This is a genomic window from Streptomyces sp. NPDC051364 (assembly GCF_040682115.1).
Lineage (GTDB): Bacteria > Actinomycetota > Actinomycetes > Streptomycetales > Streptomycetaceae > Streptomyces.
In genome coordinates this window covers 1-15,309 of record NZ_JBFBAH010000019.1, presented here as the reverse complement: position 1 = coordinate 15,309, position 15,309 = coordinate 1, and the positions used below count along the sequence as shown (strand labels likewise).

The 15,309-nt window shown below is 71.0% G+C and carries 15 protein-coding genes; 7 read left to right on the top strand and 8 right to left on the bottom strand.

Annotated features, from left to right (window positions below; translation table 11 throughout):
* Window positions 1–15: 15 nt before the first annotated feature.
* The 4 genes from AB0M76_RS30030 to AB0M76_RS30015 all read right to left on the bottom strand — a co-directional run bounded on the left by AB0M76_RS30030 (window position 16) and on the right by AB0M76_RS30015 (window position 3,749).
* Window positions 16–1,959, bottom strand: a complete 1,944-nt coding sequence (locus tag AB0M76_RS30030) for a S41 family peptidase (protein ID WP_365955865.1) — start codon at window positions 1,957–1,959, stop codon at window positions 16–18.
* A gap of 145 nt (window positions 1,960–2,104) precedes the next feature.
* On the bottom strand, window positions 2,105–3,076 hold the full coding sequence (locus AB0M76_RS30025) for an NAD(P)-dependent alcohol dehydrogenase (RefSeq protein ID WP_365955864.1): 972 nt from the start codon (window positions 3,074–3,076) through the stop codon (window positions 2,105–2,107).
* Complete coding sequence (locus AB0M76_RS30020; RefSeq protein WP_365955975.1) at window positions 3,073–3,297, bottom strand: helix-turn-helix transcriptional regulator; 225 nt, start codon at window positions 3,295–3,297, stop codon at window positions 3,073–3,075. The genes AB0M76_RS30025 and AB0M76_RS30020 overlap by 4 nt, the downstream gene beginning before the upstream one ends.
* Before the next feature lie 23 nt (window positions 3,298–3,320).
* Window positions 3,321–3,749 (bottom strand): hypothetical protein, encoded by a 429-nt coding sequence (locus tag AB0M76_RS30015; protein ID WP_266660160.1) that lies wholly within the window; start codon window positions 3,747–3,749, stop codon window positions 3,321–3,323.
* A 352-nt stretch (window positions 3,750–4,101) separates the two neighbouring features.
* Between AB0M76_RS30015 and AB0M76_RS30010 the strand changes: the two genes are divergently transcribed.
* Window positions 4,102–4,440, top strand: a complete 339-nt coding sequence (locus AB0M76_RS30010; RefSeq protein WP_365955974.1) for a hypothetical protein — start codon at window positions 4,102–4,104, stop codon at window positions 4,438–4,440.
* 49 nt (window positions 4,441–4,489) lie between these two features.
* Entirely contained in the window at window positions 4,490–6,100 is a 1,611-nt protein-coding gene (locus AB0M76_RS30005) for an FAD-dependent monooxygenase (RefSeq protein ID WP_365955863.1), read from the top strand.
* A 1-nt stretch (window position 6,101) separates the two neighbouring features.
* Here the strand turns inward: AB0M76_RS30005 and AB0M76_RS30000 are convergent, their stop codons facing one another.
* Both AB0M76_RS30000 and AB0M76_RS29995 read right to left on the bottom strand, forming a co-directional pair.
* Window positions 6,102–6,641 (bottom strand): CAP domain-containing protein, encoded by a 540-nt coding sequence (locus tag AB0M76_RS30000; RefSeq protein ID WP_365955862.1) that lies wholly within the window; start codon window positions 6,639–6,641, stop codon window positions 6,102–6,104.
* Window positions 6,642–6,866: 225 nt separating this feature from the next.
* A complete protein-coding gene (locus AB0M76_RS29995) occupies window positions 6,867–8,588 on the bottom strand; it encodes a serine/threonine-protein kinase (RefSeq protein WP_365955861.1) in 1,722 nt (573 codons plus the stop codon).
* 114 nt (window positions 8,589–8,702) lie between these two features.
* Between AB0M76_RS29995 and AB0M76_RS29990 the strand changes: the two genes are divergently transcribed.
* Window positions 8,703–9,377 (top strand): SMI1/KNR4 family protein, encoded by a 675-nt coding sequence (locus AB0M76_RS29990; protein ID WP_365955860.1) that lies wholly within the window; start codon window positions 8,703–8,705, stop codon window positions 9,375–9,377.
* Window positions 9,378–9,384: 7 nt separating this feature from the next.
* Here AB0M76_RS29990 and AB0M76_RS29985 read toward each other — a convergent pair whose 3' ends face one another.
* A complete protein-coding gene (locus AB0M76_RS29985) occupies window positions 9,385–9,750 on the bottom strand; it encodes a hypothetical protein (RefSeq protein WP_365955859.1) in 366 nt (121 codons plus the stop codon).
* Between the two features lie 165 nt (window positions 9,751–9,915).
* Between AB0M76_RS29985 and AB0M76_RS29980 the strand changes: the two genes are divergently transcribed.
* From AB0M76_RS29980 to AB0M76_RS29970, 3 genes are read left to right on the top strand one after another with little or no spacing between them, the layout of a single operon-like run.
* Entirely contained in the window at window positions 9,916–10,860 is a 945-nt protein-coding gene (locus tag AB0M76_RS29980; protein WP_365955858.1) for a GDSL-type esterase/lipase family protein, read from the top strand.
* A gap of 10 nt (window positions 10,861–10,870) precedes the next feature.
* Window positions 10,871–12,079: an MAB_1171c family putative transporter gene (locus AB0M76_RS29975; protein ID WP_365955857.1), complete on the top strand. Its 1,209-nt coding sequence runs from the start codon at window positions 10,871–10,873 to the stop codon at window positions 12,077–12,079.
* The gene (locus AB0M76_RS29970) at window positions 12,076–13,542 is read left to right on the top strand and encodes a pyridine nucleotide-disulfide oxidoreductase (protein ID WP_365955856.1); all 1,467 of its coding nucleotides are present in this window, start codon (window positions 12,076–12,078) and stop codon (window positions 13,540–13,542) included. Before AB0M76_RS29975 ends, AB0M76_RS29970 begins: the two co-directional genes overlap by 4 nt.
* Window positions 13,543–13,551: 9 nt before the next feature.
* On the opposite strand, the gene AB0M76_RS29965 is transcribed toward AB0M76_RS29970, so the two are convergent.
* Complete coding sequence (locus AB0M76_RS29965; RefSeq protein WP_365955855.1) at window positions 13,552–14,460, bottom strand: aminoglycoside phosphotransferase family protein; 909 nt, start codon at window positions 14,458–14,460, stop codon at window positions 13,552–13,554.
* 88 nt (window positions 14,461–14,548) lie between these two features.
* On the opposite strand from AB0M76_RS29965, the gene AB0M76_RS29960 reads away from it, so the two are divergent.
* Window positions 14,549–15,205 (top strand): class I SAM-dependent methyltransferase, encoded by a 657-nt coding sequence (locus AB0M76_RS29960; protein ID WP_365955854.1) that lies wholly within the window; start codon window positions 14,549–14,551, stop codon window positions 15,203–15,205.
* The last annotated feature ends 104 nt before the right edge of the window (window positions 15,206–15,309 follow it).

Genomic DNA, 15,309 nt, shown 5'->3' with positions numbered 1-15,309 from the left:
GGGGAGGCGGGACGGCTACTGGAACTGCTCGGTCCGGCTGGCGACGAGCCGGCCGCTCGCGAACCCTTCCACCCGGGCGGACTGCGCGGTGGCGGCGTCCGGCACGGTGACGTCGGCCTGACCGTCGGTGAGGTCGATCGAAGCGCGCGGCCGCTGGTCGACGTAGACGTCCAGTCGGTCGACGTTGGTGACCTTCACCTTGAGCCGCAGGGCGCCGTCGGTGGTGCTGGCCTCCGTGATGGACACGGCGTGCGGCGTCAGGCTCTGCAGGATCTGGCCCGCCCGCTCCAGCAGGTCGGCGTTGTCCTCGAGCAGGTCCGCGCGCGTCATGCCGTGAAGCTCGTCGGGCGTGACGCCGAGGTCCTCGACGGGGGTGCCGGAGTTGTCGCGTACGCGCAGGGTCCGGCGGATCGCGACGCGCATGCCGGCCTGCTTCGGCAGCCGCACGTACGGCGATGCCGGATCGCCTGCCAGGAGGTCGGTGAGGAGCTCCTGCGTCCACACGTTGGCGCCGCCCGCGCCCGTGCACTGATCGGTGCCCAGGACCGGGCCGATCCGATGGTCCTGGAAGCCGGCGGAGAAGATGTCGGTGGCGGAGTAGCAGCGGGCGTTGGTGATGAGCACGACCGGACCGAAGTACTGCTGGCCGATGGAGTTGGCGGCGTCCTCCGGGCTGAGCGGGAAGGCACCGGAGTACACGGCCCCGATCTCGACGGCCTGGTCCATGGAGGGCACCCACGCACCGAGATCGATCCGCGGGTCGTCCCGGTGCTTCCGGCAGATCCGCAGGTTGAGCGGCGTGTTGATGAACTGCACGGGCTCGGGGGTGATCCGGCCGGGCGTGAAGAGCTGCAGGGCCAACTCGGCGGCGTACACCAGGCCGCCGCCGTTGTCCCGGACGTCGAGGATCAGGCCGCGGTCCGGCAACAGGCGGATCAGCCGCACGAGTTCCCCGAGGTACGACTCGAGGTCGTCCACGGCGAAGGTGAAGATCCGCAGGTGGCCGTAGGTGCCGGCCGAGGTCTGCACCTCCTTGGCCCGGAAGACCTTTGGCAGCGTGGTGGCGATCTCCCCGGCGCGCAGTCCGGGAGCGGGATCGCCGGCCTCGACGGCCCTGGCCTGCGCGAGGATGCGCGGAGCGAAGAGCAGCACCTTGGCGCGGCTGATCTCGTCGGCTTCGAGGTCCAGCCCCTGGGCCGCCGCAACGCTGCTGACCGAGTCCGCATCGACGAAGGTGGGCAGGTTGTCGACGATCCTCCAGCTCTCGCGGAACTCGCGCTTGGTGCCGTCCGTATCCAGGTAGCTGACGGTCACCCACTCCTCGAACGGGGGCAGGTGGATGCGCAGCGGTCGCAGGGTCAGCGACTGGACACCGCGGCTGCGGCGGGCCTCGGGGTTGCTGCCGGCGAAGCGGGCGGCGTTGAGGTCGACGGCGTCGGCGATGGGGATGCCGCTCCAGTGGGTGATCTCGGTGCCCGGCGCGAAGCCCGGGGCCGAGAAGCCCTCGGCCACGTGCGTGACCATGAAGTGGGCGCCCTGCTGGTCGGTGTACCGCTCGATGAGGAACGGCAGGTAGGCGATCTTCCCGACGAACGGCGTGGGGAGGAGGTAGTTGGTGTGCAGGTCCCTGACCGAGTGGAAGATCTCCGACATCTCGGAGTGGAACATCCATTCCTGCGGCATGGTCTGAGGCGTCTGCCGCTCCATGCGGTGGATGAGCAGCCGCAGGCGCTGGGTCGGGTTGACGGCGTACATCGCCGACTTGAGCGGCAGGTGGACGTAGTTCTGCTCCAGCATGATCAGCGCCTGGGCGGCGATGAGCCGCCGCTCGTCCAGCGTCAGCGCGCCGGCACCCTGCAGGAAGGTGGCCAGGCCGATGGAGGCCGCCAGGTGCTCGCGTACCGGCTCGGCTGCGTTCGGGAGGAAGTCGGGGATGGTCCTGTCGGCTGCGTCGGTCATCGCGGCTCCTGAGGGCGGGACGGATCTCGGGGCTGTCGCCGTCAGTTATCGGGTGGCTCAGCCTCCACGATGAGTCGTCCACGAGTTCTTCGCCCGAACGGGTGCGCAGCGGACGCGGAAGGAAACGTGACGACTGCACTTCGTCCTAGACGCGGATCGCGATCTTGCCGCGTACTCGGCCCTCCCGCAGGCGGCGTATCGCGTCCGGGACTTCGGCCAGCGGGTACGTACGGTCCACCACCGGGGTGAGCGCGCCGGACTCCACGAGCTCCCCCAGGACGCGCAGGTCCTCGGGGCGGGGCGTGGAGGCGAGGCCGCGCAGGCGGTGGCGGGTGAACGGCGACAGCAGCAGGGCTCGCAGCTGCCGGTCGTGGCCGCCGATCCAGCGGCCGTCGGTCTCGCCGCCGACGATGACCAGCGTCCCGCGCGGGGTCAGGGCCCGGCGCAGCCTGTGGAGGGGACGGTTGCCGGCGATGTCGAGAACGAGGTCGTAGCGGTGGACCCCGTCGGTGGGGTCCTCGCGGGTGTAGTCCACGGCCTGATCGGCGCCGAGGGAGCGGACCAGGTCCGCCTTGGGGGCGCTGCACACCGCGGTGACCTGTGCGGCCCCGAGCGCCTTGGCCAGTTGCACGGCGTAGGTCCCGACCCCGCCTGCGGCGCCGATCACCAGGACCCGCTGGCCGGGCTTCAGCCGGCCGGTGCGCAGGGCCTGGAGGGCCGTGGTCGCCGAGATCGTGACGACCGCCGCCTCCTCGGGCGTGAGCCGGGCCGGCCGCGGCGCCAACTCGTCCTCCTTGGCGCAGGCGTACTCCGCGAAGGAGCCGGTGCACGTGCCGTACACCTCGTCGCCCGCACGGAAGCGGCTGACGCCCGGCCCGACGGCCTCGACGCAGCCTGCGACGTCCAGACCGCGGACCCGTTGTTTGGGTGCCCGCAGGCCGAAGCCCGCTGCGCGGAGCGCGTAGGGCGTGCCCGTCATGAGGTGCCAGACCCCCTGGTCGAGGCCGGCCGCCTGCACGCGCAGGAGGACCTCGCCCGGCCCGGGGACGGGCTGTTCGGTCTCTTCGAGGCGCAGGACGTCGGGCGGTCCGTACACGTCCTGGACGATGGCTCTCATCGGCTGTCTCCCTCGTTGCCTGTGCTGCCGCTGGTGGGATCCGAGTACTGGAAGACGCTGTCGAGGGGGACCCCGAACACCCGGGCGATCTGGAAGGCCATCTCGAGCGAGGGCGAGTAGCGGCCCTGTTCGATGGCGATGACCGTCTGGCGGCTGACGCCGATGCGGCGGGCGAGCTCGGCCTGGGTCATCTCGCCGTGGGCGAAACGCTGGGCCCGGATGGTGTTGGTGACCCGCGTCGCCTTCACCACGGGTGGAATCCGAACCGGTACGAAATGACCTTGACCACCGAGCTGAGCACCGACGACAGGACGAAGGCCAGGTAGATGGCGTTGGCGATCCAGAACGGAGCGGCTTCGGCCATCGCGAGGAGCAGGCCGGCCACGCCGCCGATCACGACGAAGGACTGCCCTACGTACTCGCCGAAGCGGTGGATCTCGCGGTCGCGCTGGTCCTTGACGTTCGCCTCCTTCGGCGAGAGGGCGGCGATCGCGATGTGGGCGGCGATGGACGCGACGATCGACAGGCCGACCGTCCACAGCAGGGCTCCCGCGTACGGCGCGCGGGTCAACGGCACCCCTGCCGGGCGCCCCAGTACGACCCACAGGTACACCGCGTAGGACCCGACCGCGACCACCAACATGCTCCAGGCACGTTTCTCCTCGACTGCCACTGCCACTCCCCATGTCAAGAAAACCAGACATGGGAAGTGTCAAACAGTCGCGACACGATGTCAAGAATTCTTGACCAAGACCCCACCGGGGCAGCGACCCCCAAAGCCCCTGGGGCATGCACATTTCCGGTGGTCACAGCGGCGCCACGGCTTCGGAATGCCGACGGGGTGGCCCCATGCCACGCTGAGACGGGGAATCGCGCCGGCTCCGGCATGCACGGCCGACCGGACGGCGCTGCCAAGCAAGGAGGCCGACATGGCCAGTGACTCCACCCAACCCACAGCGGCCGCCGTCAACCCGAGCCCGTGGCACGGGCCCACGTCCGGAACCACCGTCCTCGCCGGAGCGCTGATGATCTTCGGTGGGGCGATGGCGATCTTCGAGGGGATCTCGGCCGTCGTCAAGGACCCCCTGTTCATCGCCACACGCCACTACGTGTTCGAGTTCAGCCTGGCGGGCTGGGGCTGGGTCCATCTCATCGTGGGCATCGTTCTCGTTCTGGCCGGCTGCGCCGTGCTCAGCGGAGCCCTGTGGGCGCGCTACTTCGGCGTATTCGTCGCGGGGCTGGGCGCGGTCGCCAACTTCCTGTGGATCCCGTACTACCCCTTGTGGGCCACGATTCTGGTCGCCGTCGACCTCTTCATCATCTGGGCGCTGTGCCATGGCATGCACCAAGAGGCCGCCGGCTGACAGGCGCCGGTTGACTCGTCAACCCCAGAGCGAGCAGGAGGAGTTCGACATGCCCGAAGCGGACACCGGGGTGGCCGCCGAGGTAGACGCCGAGGTGGCCGTCCTGATCGTCGGGGGTGGGCCCGTCGGACTCACTGCGCGAGCGCTGCTGGAACGCTGGGGCGTGCGGGCCTTGCTGGTCGAGAAACACGTCGAACTGTCGCCCTTCCCCCGGTCCCGGCTGGTCAACGTGCGCACGATGGAGATCTATCGCCAGCTCGGTCTCGCAGCCGAGATCACGGCCAACGCGTTCGCACCCGAGTACGGCCGCGTCCGCTTCCGCGACACCCTGCACGGCGACGACTTCGCCACGGCGGCGATGGTCGGTGTCCACGCGCCGGTGCCGGAAAGTCCTGCCATCGGCGTGGTCACCTCGCAGGACCGGCTGGAACCCACCCTGCTCGCCGCAGCAGACTCCCACGTGCGGTTCGGGGTCGAGCTCATCGACCTGGTCGAGGAGGCCGAGAGCGTCGTGGCCGTACTCGTCGACCACCGGCAGGGCCGCGGTCGGGAGACTCGCGTCCGGGCCCGTTACGTGGTCGCCGCCGACGGCGCGAACTCCGGCGTCCGGCAACGGCTGGCCATCGACACCGTCGGCCCCGGAGCGCTGGGGAGCTTCACCACCGTACTGTTCGACGCCGACCTCGACCGCTGGCGCGCCCACCAGCCCGCCGGGGTCTACTTCACCGCGCACGGATCGTTCGGACCGCTCTACCCCGAAGGGGGCTGGGCCTGGTTCGGTCCGACGCCCGAGGATGCTGCGCACGTCGACTGGTCCGCCCTGGTCTCACGCGCCCTCGGCCCCGGTGCCGGTGTACGAGCCGATGTGCTGCGGGTCCAGCAGTGGATGATGAACGCCTTCGTCGCCGAACGCTTCCGCCGCGGCCGGATCCTGCTCGCAGGCGATGCCGCGCATGCGATCCCCCCGATCGGCGGCCTGGGCATGAACACCGGCGTCGCCGATGTGCACAACCTGTGCTGGAAACTGGCCGGCGTTCTCCACGGGTGGGCCGGCCCAGGCCTGTTGGAAACGTACGAGACGGAGCGACACCCCGTCGCCCACCGGACTCTGCGCCGGTCGGTGGCCAACACCCAGCTCATGGTCCAGGTACTGAACCGGCGCCGCGACCAGCTCCAAGCCGGCGAGGGAGCCTCGGCCCAGGTCGAACTCCCCTGGTCGGAAAGGTACTTTGCCCAACTCGGTCTCGTGCTCGGCGTCGGCTACCACTCTGCCGCCGTACTCGGCGACGACGGCACCCCACCCGAGCCCTCCGACAGCGGAACGGACTACGTCCCCACCACGAGGCCGGGCCACCGGATGCCGCACCTCTGGCTGGCACACAGCCGCTCCACGCTCGACGCCTTCGGCGAATGGTTCACACTTCTCACCCCGGACCCCGCCCGGTGGGAGCAGCAGTCCCGCACACCGTGGCCGCTTCGCGTCGAGCTCCTTCCCGAGGAGCACCTCGAACGCTGCGGTCTCCGCCCCCATGGGGCACTCCTCGTCCGACCCGACGGCCACATCGTCGCCCGCTGGAGCGACCGCCCGCCGAGCGACTCGGTCCTGCGCCACGCCGTGACCACGACCACGCGCCCGACAGCCCCCGGCGCCGGCCGGTGAGTCAGCTTGCGTACCGGCACACGACGACCCACCCGCCACCGGGAATGGGAACGCCGCTCTTCGCACCGCAACCGATCTTCTGGTACTTGCTGTCGATCATGTTGTAGTAGTGACCCCACTTCCGGTAGCCGGCGGGGTTGCTGACGTAGTCGTGGTCGGGATCGGCGTCGTAGTCGCTCTTCTCTGCGGCCCATGACCCCGTGGCCTGACCCGGCGGATAACCCGACATGTTCTCGGCGGCGTTGTTGATCGGGGCGTGGTTCAGCCGGCCGCCTGCCGTGGACGCCGGGTCGTCGGCCCAGGCCTGGGCCTCGGCGGCGAGCGCGGCATCCCAGACCAAAGGCTGCTGGTTGGCCTGTTGGCGCACGGTGTTCGTCTCGGCGACGATGGCCTGTTGCTCCGCGGGACTGAGCTCGGCGGGGACCACCGAGTGGGAGACGGTCGCGGTCGCACCCGTCGCCGCCAGCACCATGCCTCCGGTCATCAGTGCCGCCGCGAAGAGGGCCGAGGCCCGATGGTGTACCCGAGAAAAAGTCTCCATTGCGACTCCCTGGTCGCACAGAAAACAGCAGCAGGAACAAGCCTGCTGGGACGTGCCGGCACGGGTCGCGGCCGTCGGTAGCGGGCCGCACGGCCGGCTGTGCGATGGCCGAGAGGCCATCGGCGACGAAGCGGTCTGATCGGCGGCCGCACACGGCCGCCCTCCGTAGGACCAGCCTATGACCCGGGCGTCCGCGCGGCGAACGGAGTGACAGGCAGGAAGGCGTCAGCAGCGGGTCGACGGGCCGCTCTGGCGGGTGAGGTTGTCGTTGGACATCCAGCCGGATGCGCTCGAGTCGGCGGCGCGGACGAAAGTCCACTTGTTGCCGTACGCGTTGACGGTGTAGCAGTGGAGCAGGAGTTTCGTGCCGGACTTGGCCGTCGCCACGGAGGAACACGTTTGGTAGGGCCCGGTCACGATGTGGTAGTTGCCGGTCATGTAGCCGTATGTACCCGGGTTCCGGTCCTGATGGTTCCAACCGGTGCAGCTCGTGGATACGGGGCTGGGCTCGGCCGGCGGAGAGGCCGACGCCTTCGGGGCCGAGCCGCCCTTGCCGCTCGTCGTCGGCGTGGGCGACTTGCCGGCCTTGCCGCCGGTCTTCTTCGGCTCCGGAAGCCGGGAGTCGTCGGACGCGGGCACGGAGGGGCTGCGGGCGCCCTGAGGCGACGCCGCTTGTGCCTGCTGCTGACCGCTCTTGCCGCCCGGCCGTCCCACCACGGCGTACGTGATGCCGCCCCCGGCGAGTACGACGGCGACCGCCGCGGCGATGACGATGCGTCCGCGGGCCGCTCTTGCGGCGCCGGGAGCCTGGGCGGCGGTCGGTGTGCCGGTCTGCCCGAACGTGCCCGGCCCGCCGGGGGCCGGGTAGCCGGCGTAGGGCGGCTGCGGGGAAGGCTGGAGAGAGGGCTGCGGGTACGCCACCGGAGCCGGGCCGTAGCCGGGCGGAGGCACCGGGACGACGGGGGGTGCGACCGAAGCGGTGCCCGCCGTCGCGGGCGGGGCAGTCACAGGGGCAGCCACAGGAGTGGCAGCAGGGGCGGTCACCGGGGCGGTCACGGGGGCGGCTCGGTCCCAGCTCCGGCCCTGGGCCACCGCCTCCAGCATCTCGCGCGCCTGCCCGGCGGTCGGCCGGTTCGCCGGATCCTTCGCCATGAGCGCCTGGAGCACGGGCGCGAGCGCTCCGGCTCGACGGGCCTGCGGCAGCGGCTCGGTGACGATCGCCGACAACGTGGACCACGCGGACGTGCGGCGGAACGGTGACGTGCCCTCCACGGCGGCGTACAGCGTCATGCCGAGTGACCAGATGTCCGACGCGGGACCGGGCTCCGTACCCTGCGCCCGCTCCGGCGGGAGGTAGTCGAGCGAGCCGATGATGTCGCCGCTGCGGGTCAGCTTGGCCATGGCCTCGTCGCCCGAGGCGTCCAAGGTGGCGATGCCGAAGTCGGTGAGCACGACCCGGCCGTCGCGCTCCAGCAGCACGTTGGCCGGCTTGACGTCACGGTGCAGGACCCCGGCCCGGTGCGCGGCGTCGAGTGCGTCCATCAGCCTTGCGCCGATCGTCGCGGCCTCGCGCGGCTCGAGCGGGCCGCGCCTCGTCAGTACGTCGTCGAGCGAGGGCCCGTCGACGAGTTCCATCACGATGACCGGCAGGCCCTGTTCCTCGGTGACATCGTGCACGGTGACCACACCGCCGTGCCGGATACGGGCGGCGGCCTGCGCCTCCCGCTGCATCCGGGTCCGCAGATCGGCCAGTTCGGCCCCGGAGGCGTCGGTGTAGGCCCGCATGACCTTGACGGCGACCTTTCGGCCGAGGAGTTCGTCCACGGCCCGGGCCACCACGCCCATGCCGCCGCGTCCGATGACCGCGGTCACCCGGTACCGCCCGCCGAGCACCTTGCCGACCAGCTCCGAGCCGTTCGCCTCCCCCGCCGTCACCACACGCTCCATCCATCACCGTTGGTCAACTCCCGTACTGAGCAGGCCCCAGCGTAATGGCACGCACATTCGGACAGGCATGCGCCCGAGCCCGGCGCGTCGAGCGCGCCCGCTAGGGTGCCGGCCATGACTGATGATCGGATACGGGTCGAGCAGACCGTCACGGCCTGGCGCAGGATCGAGACGTGGCTCGAGGAGTACGCGCCGCGGAGCCACCGGCGTCTGCCACCGCCGGCCTCCGAGGAGGAGATCCGGACCGTGGAACGGGAGCTCGACCTGGTGATCCCCGCCGACGTCCGGGCGTTCTACCGGATCCACAACGGCACCGGCCCCGACGTCGACTTCGAGTGGTCGACCTGGGACGGTCCACTGCCGATCCCCGAAGACGCGTGGGATCCCGAGCAGGACCCCAGCGGATACATCCTTCCGGAAGGGGGGATCGGGCCGCTGGAGAAGGTGACGTACTGGTTCGACGGACCGGCCGGGTACGAGCGCGAGGAAGAACCGCAGCAGCGATATCTGGCTTTCGTCGCGTCGGACCCGGACGGGCTCTACGGGCTGTTCGCCGATTGCACTCCCGGGGAGGGGTACGGCGGGCTCGGCAGTTACGCCGAGGCCGACGTACCCACGCCGGGGCCCTGGCCGTCGTTCGCCGCGTACCTGACCGCCGTGGCGGACGCGTTGCACGACGGGCGGGGCGTCGGCACCGACACCGACGTACCGGGTGTCCTGCACCAGTCCTTGCACTGGGACGACCCGCGGTCGCCGTCGGCGCAGGCCTGGGCGCCGATCCGCGGATAGCCGCCGGTCAGGGGCCTTCGTCGTACGTTCCCGCCTCCACCTCGAGGGCGAGCTGCTGGAGTACCTCGATCGACGAGATGTCCGTCCGGCCGCCGTCGTGCGCCATGGCGAGGCTGGTGAACGCCAGGCTGAATCCGGCGACCATCGTGTGCAGAGCCGGCCCCAGTGCCTCCGCGACGAGGCGGGCCACCTGCTGCGGGGCCGAGTCGGCCGGCACGCTGATCGAGGGCAGCATCTCGTTCAGCAGCTGGGTGACGACGCCTGCTTCCGTCTCGGGACCGTCGTCGTGCTCGCCGGCTTCGGCTGCCCGGCGGATCTCCTGGGCCTCGGTGAGGATGCCGATGACTCGCTTGAGGACCTCTGCACGTTCCATCGTCGGAGCGTAGCCCCAGCGCGCTCGGGCCGGGCTCACGTTCCCGGATCTCCTCCTTCCCTGGTGGCAGCCGCGTGATGACGGGGGGGGAGGCCTCGTTCGGTGGCCCGGGGCGGCCGTTAGGGTGAGTTGATCATTTCTTCAAGAAAGGCCACGCGGCTCACAGTGACCGAATCACGCCCCCACACCCTGTTCTCCTTCGGCACGCTGATGGACGAAAGGGTGCAGACCGCTCTCTTCGGCCGAGCCGTGCCCACTGCTCCGGCGTCGCTGGCCGGCTACACCACCCGGCCCCTGCCGATCACCGACCCGGCCGTGATCGCCGCCAGCGGCCTCGACGTACACCTGATCCTGGAGCGCAAGATCGGCGCCGCTGTCGAGGGCGCCGTACTGCACCTCACCGATCAGGACCTCGCCGCCGCCGACGCCTACGAAGTCGACGACTACGCGCGCCGACGGGTGGTGCTCACCTCCGGGGAGAGCACCTGGGCCTACCTGGACGCGAAACCGCTGCGCTCCGCACAGCGCATCGTGATCGTGGGCGACAGCATCGCGTACGGGCGCTGTGATCCGCGGGGAGGGTGGGCAGGCCACCTGGCGGCTGCCCACATCGCGGGGAACGAGGCTGAACACCGGGTCTTCAACCTGGCCATACCCGGCAGCACCCTGACCGACATCAGCGAGCAGACACCCGCGCTGCTGGGCCCGCGCCTGCCGGACACCCTCCTCGTCGCCGCCGGTATCAACGACTCCGCCCTGCCGCTCGCCGTCGCGGAGACTCACGTCGACGGGCCGGCGCCGGCGCACCTCGCGGACCGTCTCGGCTCGCTGGCCGCCACGGCCCTCGGCCACAATGCGCGACTCGTCGTCGCGGGACCGACATGGATCGACGAAGCACGCACCCGCGACTACGAGGGCCTGCGATTCACCCGGGCACGAGCGCTGGACCTGCGTGCATCCCTGCGGGCCTGGTGCGTTGGGAACCACGTCGACTTCCTCGACATGTGGGAGCCGCTGCGCGAGAAGAGCGAACTGCTCGTCGACGGCCTGCACCCCACCCCCGAAGGGCACGAGGCGGTCTATCGGCATCTCAACGCCCTCAGTCGCTGAGGAACACGGAGTGAACGACTCGAACGGACTGGGTTTCTACGTACCAGGAGTCCTGCTGCTCGTGGCTGCGGGCCTCAAGCTCCCCGCCCTCTGGCGCAACCCCCGCGACGAACTCCTGCGGTCCGTCTGCATCCTCCTCGCGCTGGCGACCGCCGTGTTCGGGTTCACCGCGATTCCCACCATCGTCGCGGTCAACCGGATCACGGGAGTCCCGAACGCCGCCGCACCGCTCGTGTTCTCGCTGCTCACGGCCTTCTCCGGGGCCAACATCGTGCTCATCTTCCGCTGGAGCAGCGGCCCGGAGGACGCCGAGCGGACACGCCGACGCTCCCGCCTGTGCAACGTGGTCACCCTCGCGGTGATCGCCACCATCAACGTGCTCTTCGCGCTCGGTGACGCCCCCGTCGAGCGCCTGCGCGATCTGGACACCTATTACGCGTCCACGCCGTACATCAGGGAGATGATCCTCCTCTACCTCGCGGCTCACACCACCGCAGCCGTCACCATGACGCTGCTGTGCTGGAGGTGGGCGCGCGAGGTGCAGGGCGCGCTCCGCTCGGGGCTCGGGCTGATCGCCGTCGGGTACGTGCTCAACCTCTTGTACGACATCGCCAAGTTCACCGCGATCGGGGCCCGCTGGGCGGGCAGCAACGACTGGGACGTCCTCAGCTCCGAGATCGCACCGGCCCTCGCCTCCGTGTCCGCGCTCCTGATTGCGACCGGGTTCGTCCTGCCGCTCATCTCCCAGCACATGACGGGCCAATGGCGGATGTGGCGCCGGTACCGTCAGCTCCGCCCGCTGTCCCAGGAACTGAAAGCGGCGACGCGGCGCAGCATCGAGCTGGCCAACGGGCCCTGGACGTCCATCGAGATCCGGTTGACCCAGCGCGAGTCGGACATCCACGACGGGATCCTCGCGGTCAGTCCCTACCTGCACGCCGGCGTACGGGAACAGGCGCTCCGGGAGGAGCTGGAAGCCGGCCGTCCGGCTGATGAGGCTGCGGCCGTGGCCGACGCCGCCGCCCTGGCGAATGCCGTCGTCCAGTGGGGCCGTGCGCAGAACGCGGCGCAAGAGGAGCCCGTGTCACGGGACGCGGGCCCGGTCCTTGCCTCGCCGAACAGCCCCCTGGGCCTGGTCCGGATGTCCCAGGCACTGACCAGGTCGGCCACCGTCCGTTCCTGCCGGCGAAGCGCCGCCCTGGAGAGCAGCACACCATGACATCGCACCCTTCCGCGTTACCCCGCGTGGTCGTTCTCGGCGGAGGCCTGGCCGGCACTCTCGCCGCGGCGGCCCTCGCCCCCCACGTCGGCGAGATCCTGATCCTGGAGCGCGACAGCGCGCTGCCGCAGGCACCCGCGCCGCGGGCGAGGCTCCCCCAGGCCGCGCACGCCCACACGCTGTGGGCCGGCGGGGCCGATGCCATGGAGGAACTCCTTCCGGGGGTCACGGCCGACTGGCTCGCGGCCGGCGCCCACCGCATCCCGATCCCCAACGGGATGGTCTCGTTCTCGCCGGCCGGCTGGTACCGCCGCTCATGGGATCCGACCCACTACGTGATCGGCGCCGGCCGCGACCTGATCGACTGGGCCGTACGCAGGCGGGTCCTGGGGATGCCCAACGTCGGACTCCGGACGCGTACGAAGATCACCGGGCTGGCAGGAGACGGCGCGCGGGTGCGCGGCGTGTACGTCGAACAGGCCGCGCACGACGGACAGGAAGCGCCCGGGGGTCCGAGCCTGGTCGAGGCCGACCTCGTCATCGACGCAACCGGCCGCGGCTCGAAGAGCACCCGGTGGCTCCTCGACATCGGCGGCCCCGAGGTGCGCGAGACGGTGGTCGACGCCGGCGTCCGCTACGCCAGCCGGCGGTACCGCGCGCCGGAAGGAGCGGAGACCGACTGGCCGGTGGTGCACATTCCTGCCGATCCCCGACAGGCCCGGCCCGGGCTCTTCGCCACCATCATCCCCATCGAGGACGGCCAGTGGCACGTCAGCCTCTCGGGCACGCGCGGCGGCGAGCCCGCCTCGAGCGAGGAGCACTTCGAGGAGTTCGCCCGCGGGGTCCGCCATCCCCTCGTGGCCGATCTCCTCGCCCGCGCGGAGCCGATCAGCGACGTCAGCGTGTACGCGCGCACCGCCAACCACCACCGCCACTTCGAGCGGGCCGGGCTCCCCGAGGGATTCCTCGTCCTCGGTGATGCCGCCACCAGCCTCAACCCCGTCTACGGACACGGCATGTCCGCCGCGGCCCTCGGCGCCCTCGCTCTGCGCGGCCAGGCCGCACGGACGCCGGTCACCTCGGCGGGCTTCACTTCACGGGCGCAGCGTGCGATGACGCGGCCGGCGGCTGCGGCATGGCTGCTGGCGGTCGGCCAGGACCGCTTCTACCCCGGCGCGATCGGCAGGAAGCCGAACCTCGCGGACCGGCTGAGCGCGCAGTACGTCCACCGCCTCGTCCACACGGCCACGGGCAACGGCATGGTCGTCAAACGGGTCACCGACGTCGTCACCCTGCGGAAGCCGGCCGGCATCCTCGCCGGCCCGGCAGTTCTCCTGGCGGCAGCACTCGGGCCCCGCAAGCCCGTGCTCGACGGCCCTGAACTGACGGCACGGGAGCGGGAAGTCCTGGCCCGGCCCCCACTGCGCTCACCGGAGACCTCGAGCGCGACCGACCCCCGGTAGTCCCACCGCTCACCGTGCAGCGGCGTCGGCCAGAATCGCCTCGAGGCGTGCCCGGCATTCGGCGACGAAGGCGGGGTAGGTGTGCCAGTAGTACGAGAGCCCGCTCACGGCGACCGCGATCGCCCAGGCCCGGGCGCGGGCCCAGGTCGGTTCGTCGAGGTCGAGGGTGTTCCAGTAGGCCTGCCGCGCTTGGGGCGGCAGGTCCCAGACCGTGGCGTGTTCGGCGTCGGGAAAGCCGACCGACAGGGCTCCGAAGTCGATGACCGCGTGGAGCTTGCCCTCCCTAACCAGGAGGTTGGTGGGCTTGAGGTCCCCGTGCAGCCACACGTGAGGCCCGGGAGGCTCGGGCAGCACGAGCGCGGTGCGCCACAGCTGTTCCAATGCCTCGACGTCGAGCTCCGAACCCAGGGTGGTGCGGCAGTCGTCAAGGCCCTTGCCGAACCACTCGTCGCAGGCCTGCAGGCTGCCCCCGCGGTACCACCTGAGGTCGTCCGAGCGAGTCGCTCCCATGAGGCCGACGCCGTGGAGCTGCCGTACGACCGCCGCCAGGTCGGCTCCGAAGGCGGTCCAGTCCCGGACGGTGTCCGGGCCTGCTTCGTCGCCGTCGAACCAGCGGTAGACCGACCAGACGAGCGGGAAGGCAGCGGTGGGGGTCCCGGCGTGGACGGGCTCGGGGATGGGACACGCGAGGCGGGGTGCCAGGCGCGGGAGCCACTCCTGTTCCTTGTGCACCGACCGGGCGTTGTCGGCGGTTCGGGGAAGTCGCACGACCAGGTCGTCGCCGAGCCGGTACATGACGTTGTCCGTACCCGCACCCGCGGGCGACAGCGGCAGGCCGGCCCACTCCGGGCGCTGGGCCTCCAGCAGTGACCTGACGAGCGCCTGGTCGATCGGGACCTCATTGTGGTGAAGCGTCATGTGCGCAGCTTCTCCGCCGGATGGGACGGCGGGCCAGTGGTTTTCGTTCCACGGTGCGTTGTCAGTGCCGGCTGGCATGATCCCTGCCATGTCTGATCCCACCCGTGCCATTGCCGCGTACTGGGACGCAGCCGCGGCGGCGTTCGACGACGAGCCGGATCACGGCCTGCGTCACGAGCGCACCCGCGCCGCTTGGGCCCGGCTCTTGAAATCCTGGCTCCCCCTCGGGCCGGCCGATGCTCTCGATGTCGGTTGCGGTACCGGGTCGTTGTCCCTACTGCTGGCCGAGGCCGGGCACCGGGTCACCGGCGTGGACCTGGCGCCCCTGATGGTGGAGCAGGCCGAGGCCAAGCTCACGGCCGCCGGCTTTGCGGGCCGGTTCCTCGTCGGCGACGCCGCCGTTCCGCCGACCGGGCAGGAGCGGTACGACGTCGTTCTTTCACGGCACCTGCTGTGGACCCTGCCCGACCCCGGGGCCGCGCTCCGGGAGTGGGTCGCGCGCCTCGGCCCGGGAGGCCGGCTGGTGCTGGTCGAAGGGCGGTGGCGTGAAGCGGGCCGGAGCGGCGTGCCGTATGTCGCCGGAGCCGAGTCACTGCCCTGGCACGGCGGTATCACCGCCGAGGACCTGGCCGCCGCCGTCCGTCCCCTCGTATCGGACCTGCGCATCGAACCGCTCAGCGGCTACCCCGAGCTGTGGGGCGGAACCGTCACCGACGAGAGGTACGCGCTGATCGCCCGGGCCTGACGCGGCACCAAGCGGTCTCGGGGAAGTGGGGCACGCCCCCGCGCAGCCCGGCACGGCACCTCGCCGCGTTGTCGCGGCACCCGAGTACGCCCGGTACGGGGGCG